Origin of the sequence: Parvibaculum sp. (assembly GCF_035511255.1) — a bacterium.
In the GTDB taxonomy this organism is placed as follows: Bacteria; Pseudomonadota; Alphaproteobacteria; order Parvibaculales; family Parvibaculaceae; genus Parvibaculum.
In genome coordinates this window covers 1-4,546 of record NZ_DATKFR010000324.1, presented here as the reverse complement: position 1 = coordinate 4,546, position 4,546 = coordinate 1, and the positions used below count along the sequence as shown (strand labels likewise).

General features: G+C 62.9%; 4 protein-coding genes. 2 read left to right on the top strand and 2 right to left on the bottom strand.

The features are described from left to right. Positions 1-860 (bottom strand): efflux RND transporter periplasmic adaptor subunit (locus VMR03_RS12790; RefSeq protein WP_325405800.1); only part of this gene is annotated, 860 nt, incomplete at its 3' end. 140 nt (positions 861-1,000) lie between these two features. Continuing rightward, positions 1,001-2,005, bottom strand: a complete 1,005-nt coding sequence (locus tag VMR03_RS12785; protein WP_325405798.1) for an NADP-dependent oxidoreductase — start codon at positions 2,003-2,005, stop codon at positions 1,001-1,003. Positions 2,006-2,181: 176 nt separating this feature from the next. On the opposite strand from VMR03_RS12785, the gene VMR03_RS12780 reads away from it, so the two are divergent. Continuing rightward, a complete protein-coding gene (locus VMR03_RS12780; protein WP_325405796.1) occupies positions 2,182-3,843 on the top strand; it encodes an NAD+ synthase in 1,662 nt (553 codons plus the stop codon). Between the two features lie 163 nt (positions 3,844-4,006). Beyond that, a partial coding sequence (locus VMR03_RS12775; protein WP_325405794.1) for a glutamate--tRNA ligase occupies positions 4,007-4,546 on the top strand: 540 nt, incomplete at its 3' end.

Here is a 4,546-nt window from a genome sequence, read left to right as displayed (position 1 = left end):
TTGACGGTTTCGGGCGTCGGCAGGATCTGGCGAACGGTCGAACGCCATTTGCGGTCGGGCATGCCGAGCGTCGTGAAATAGACCGGCATGCCGACCTTGAGCTTGCCGACGTCTGCTTCTGCAACCTGTGCCTTGACCGTCATGGTCGATAGGTCGGCGATCTGCAGGATCACGGGCGCCGTCTGCCGGTTGTTCAGCGTCTGGCCCTGCAACGTCGTCTGCGACGTGACGGTGCCGCTCATCGGCGCATAGATTTTCGTGTAGCTCAGATTGGCCTCGTCGCCCTGAAGCGTCGACTGCGCCTGCTCGAGCTGAGCCTGCAAGGAGTCCAGCGAGGCTTTGTACTGCTTGACCGTCGCGGCGCTTGTGTCCGCAGTGTCCTTGCTGATGGCGTCGATCTTCAAAAGGCCCTGGTTGCGCCGGTTTTGAATTTGCGAAAGTTCGAGCTGAGCCTCCTGACGCTTGATCTGCGCCTGCAGGTCCCTGACTTTCGCCTTGTCGGCCGCGACGGTCGACTCGTAGACGGTGGGATCGATCTCGGCGAGGAGTTCGCCCTTCTTCACGACGTCGCCGATATTCACGTGCACGACCTGCAATTCGCCGGAGGCCTGCGCGCCCACATCGACATAGTCTTTCGGTTGAAGCGCGCCGAGCGCGGTCACGGTCTGCTCGATGTCGCCTCTGGTCACGGTGGCGGTCTTGAATTTGGGTTGCCCGCTCTCGATCGAGCGGACGTACCAAATAACCACAAGCAGCAGGAGGATAAAGCCGCCGGCAACGATCCACCGCATTCGCGGGCTGAGATTGCCGTAGGCGGCGGGCAAGGTCGCCAGTCGCTGCCGAAGTCCTTCGAAATTCATGGGGTCGTTTCCGTCCGGTGAGGCTCTATCGGTTTAAAACGTTCAACGTGACAGAGATATCTCTCCGTCGGCAGACCGGCTGCAAAATAACGGGCGGAGGATGACGTCCTCCGCCCCATTTCTGCCCAACTCGTCCGGTGTCAGCTCACGCGGACCATGCGCTTGCCGACATTCTCGCCGGCGAGAAGACCGATAAGCGCCTGCGGCGTATTTTCGAGACCGGTCAGAATATCTTCGCGGACCTTGATCTTGCCCTGCGCGACCCAGGACTGGAGATTGGCCAGGGCTTCCTCGCGCCTGTCGTTGAAGTCGGTGAGGATGAAGCCCTGCAGGGTGAGGCGCTTGACGACGATCAGGCCGGGAATGCCGCGCGGTCCGTGGGCGGGTGGGGCGCCGTCATATTGCGAGACGGCGCCGCAGCAGGCGATGCGCCCGTAATTGTTCATGCCGAAGAGGCAGGCCTCGAGAATGTCGCCGCCGACATTGTCGAAATAAACGTCGATGCCTTTCGGCGCGGCGGCGCGCAGTGCCTTGCCGACGGCTTCCTTCTTGTAATTGATCGCATGATCGAAGCCGAGTTCGCTTTTCAGAAGCGCGCATTTGTCGTCGCCGCCCGCGATCCCGATCACCGTGCAGCCCTTGAGCTTGGCGATCTGGCCGACGATGGAGCCGACCGAGCCCGCGGCGGCGGAAACGACGACGGTCTCACCGGCTTTCGGCTTTCCGACATCGAGAAGCCCGTGATAGGCGGTGAGGCCTGCGATGCCGTATACGCTGAGGAGATGGCTCACCGGTTCCATCGCGGGGAGCTTCTGGGCGGTCTTGGCCGGAATGGCGGCATATTCCTGCCAGCCCGTATCGGCGAAGACGAGATCGCCGGCGGCAAAGCCCGGCGCCTTCGATTCGATGACTTCGGAGATCGAGCCGCCCGCCATGACCGTGCCGGCTTCCACGGCGGAACGGTAGGTCGCGCCCTGCATCCAGGCGCGGTTTGCGGCGTCGAGCGAGATCAGCTTCACCTTGACGAGGATGTCGCCGTCCTTCGGTGTCGGGATCGAACCGTTCGAAAGGCTGAAATTCTGGGGTATCAGCTTGCCCTTGGGTGTCTCGACCAGAAGTATCTGGCGGTTGGTGCCTGTGGCCATGTCGTCCTCCCGATCCCGGCTCCGGGACCCGTTGTCATTGTCGATGCCGAACCTTAACGGCATTGAGAGAAAGTCGCACCTGCCCGGCGCCGCGTCGGACAGGTCGGCCCCGGCTATTGTTCCCCGGCCCCTCAGAGGCTAGAAACGCCTGCCAAGCCACGGGATTTTCAGGCCTTATGACCGACAAGCTCCGCATCGCTCTCGCCCAGCTCAATCCGACCGTCGGCGATATCGCCGGCAACCTCCAGAAGGCGGTCGAAGCGCGTCGCGCGGCGGCGCTTGGCCAGGCCGACGTCGTCATGTTCCCGGAACTTTTTCTGGTGGGCTATCCGCCGGAGGATCTGGTGCTGAAGCCCGCCTTCCAGCGTGCGGCCATGGCGGCCGTCGCGGAACTTGCCGAACAGACCGCCGACGGCGGACCGGCGGTCCTGATCGGCTCGCCCTGGGTCGAGGAGGGCAATCTCTATAATGCCTTCCTGCTGCTCGATCAGGGCGAGATCAAGGGGCATCGCTTCAAGGTCGATCTGCCGAATTACGGCGTCTTCGACGAGAAGCGCGTCTTCACGCCCGGCCCGCCGCCGGGGCCGCTCTCGGTGCGCGGGGTGCGGATCGGCCTGCCCATCTGCGAGGATATCTGGACGCCCGATATCGTTGAATGCATTGCCGAGACGGGCGGCGAGATTCTGCTGGTGCCGAACGGTTCGCCCTATTGGTCCGACAAGACCGACGAGCGGCAGAACATCGTCGTCTCGCGCATTCGCGAAAGCGGCCTGCCGCTCGTTTACCTGAACCAGATCGGGGGACAGGACGAGCTTGTGTTCGACGGCGGCTCCTTCGTCATCAATGCCGATTATTCGGTTGCGCTGCAGATGCCGGCCTGGGAAGAGGCGATCACCGTCACCGAATGGACGCGCGGCAATCACGGCTGGGTCTGCGAGCCGGGCGAGAAGACGCTGGTCGAGGAAGACCTCGAATCCGTCTATCTCGCCGTCGTGCAGGGCCTGCGCGATTACGTGCGCAAGAACCGCTTTCCTGGCGTCGTGCTCGGGCTTTCGGGCGGTATCGACTCCGCGTTGGTCGCGGCTATCGCCGTCGATGCGCTCGGGCCCGACAAGGTGCACTGCGTGATGCTGCCCTATCGCTATACGTCGGATGAGAGCATCAAGGATGCGGCCGAATGTGCGAAACTTCTCGGCGTGCGCTACGACGTGGTGCCGATCGAGGCGCCGGTTGCGGGCTTTTCCGGCGCGCTGGGGCCGCTTTTCGAAGGTACGCAGTCCGGCATCACCGAAGAAAATCTCCAGTCGCGCTCGCGCGGCGTGATTCTGATGGCGATCTCGAACAAGTTCGGTTCGATGCTGCTGACGACCGGCAACAAGTCGGAAGTCTCTGTCGGCTATGCGACGCTTTATGGCGACATGAATGGCGGCTTCAATCCGATCAAGGACCTCTACAAGATGAAGGTCTTCGCGCTGTCGCGCTGGCGGAACGAGCACATGCCCAAGGGCTGCTTCGGTCCCACGGGCCGCGTCATCCCGGAGAACATCATCACGCGGCCGCCATCGGCCGAGCTGCGTCCCGACCAGAAGGACGAGGATTCCCTGCCGCCCTATGCGGTTCTCGACGACATTCTCGAATGCCTGGTCGAAGACGAGATGGCGATCCGCGACATCGCCGCGCGCGGGCATGACCGCGCCGTCGTCAAGCGCGTCGAGCAGTTGCTTTATGTTTCCGAATACAAGCGGCGTCAGGCCGCGCCCGGCGTCAAGATCACGCGGCGCGGTTTCGGCCGGGACCGCCGTTACCCGATCGTCAACGGTTTCCGCGATGCGGATTGAGCTTGATAATTCAGCTCTTTTACCTCCCCCCTTGAGGGGGAGGTCGATCGGCGAAGCCGATCGGGTGGGGGGGCTTCTTCGCGAGACTCTTCATTTGCAGCTTACCCCCCTCCCAACCCTCCCCCTCAAGGGGGGAGGGCTTGCAATGTTCGGCGGCGCATAAATGTCCACCTCCACTCCCGTCATAGCCCGTTTCGCGCCGAGCCCGACAGGCAGACTTCATGTCGGGAATATCCGTGCGGCGCTGTTCAGCTGGCTTTATGCGAAGAAAGCCGGCGGAAAATATCTGCTACGCCTCGACGATACGGACACCGAGCGTTCGACGGAGGAATTCGCGAAGGGCATCGAGGCCGACCTCGCATGGCTCGGGCTTGCGCATGATCTTTTCGCGAAGCAGTCGGAGCGTATCGCCGAATATGAAGCCGCCGCCGGGAAGCTGAAGCAGGCGGGGCGTCTTTATCCCTGTTACGAGACCGCCGAGGAACTCGAGCGCAAGCGCAAGCTGCAGCTCGCGCAGAAGAAGCCGCCCGTCTATGACCGTGCCGCGCTGAAGCTGACCGATGCGGAAAAGCGCGCGCTGGAAGCGGGGGGGCGCCGCCCGCATTGGCGCTTCAAGCTCGAAAGCGAGAAGACCGGCTTCGACGATCTCGTGCAGGGGCATGTCTCGGTCGATGCCGCATCGCTGTCGGATCCGGTGCTGGTG

Bases quoted from the DNA above. Each gene is read 5' to 3' on its own strand.
- VMR03_RS12780 (WP_325405796.1), top strand. From the start codon at position 2,182: ATGACCGACAAGCTCCGCATCGCTCTCGCCCAGCTCAATCCGACCGTC.
- VMR03_RS12785 (WP_325405798.1), bottom strand. From the start codon at position 2,005: ATGGCCACAGGCACCAACCGCCAGATACTTCTGGTCGAGACACCCAAG.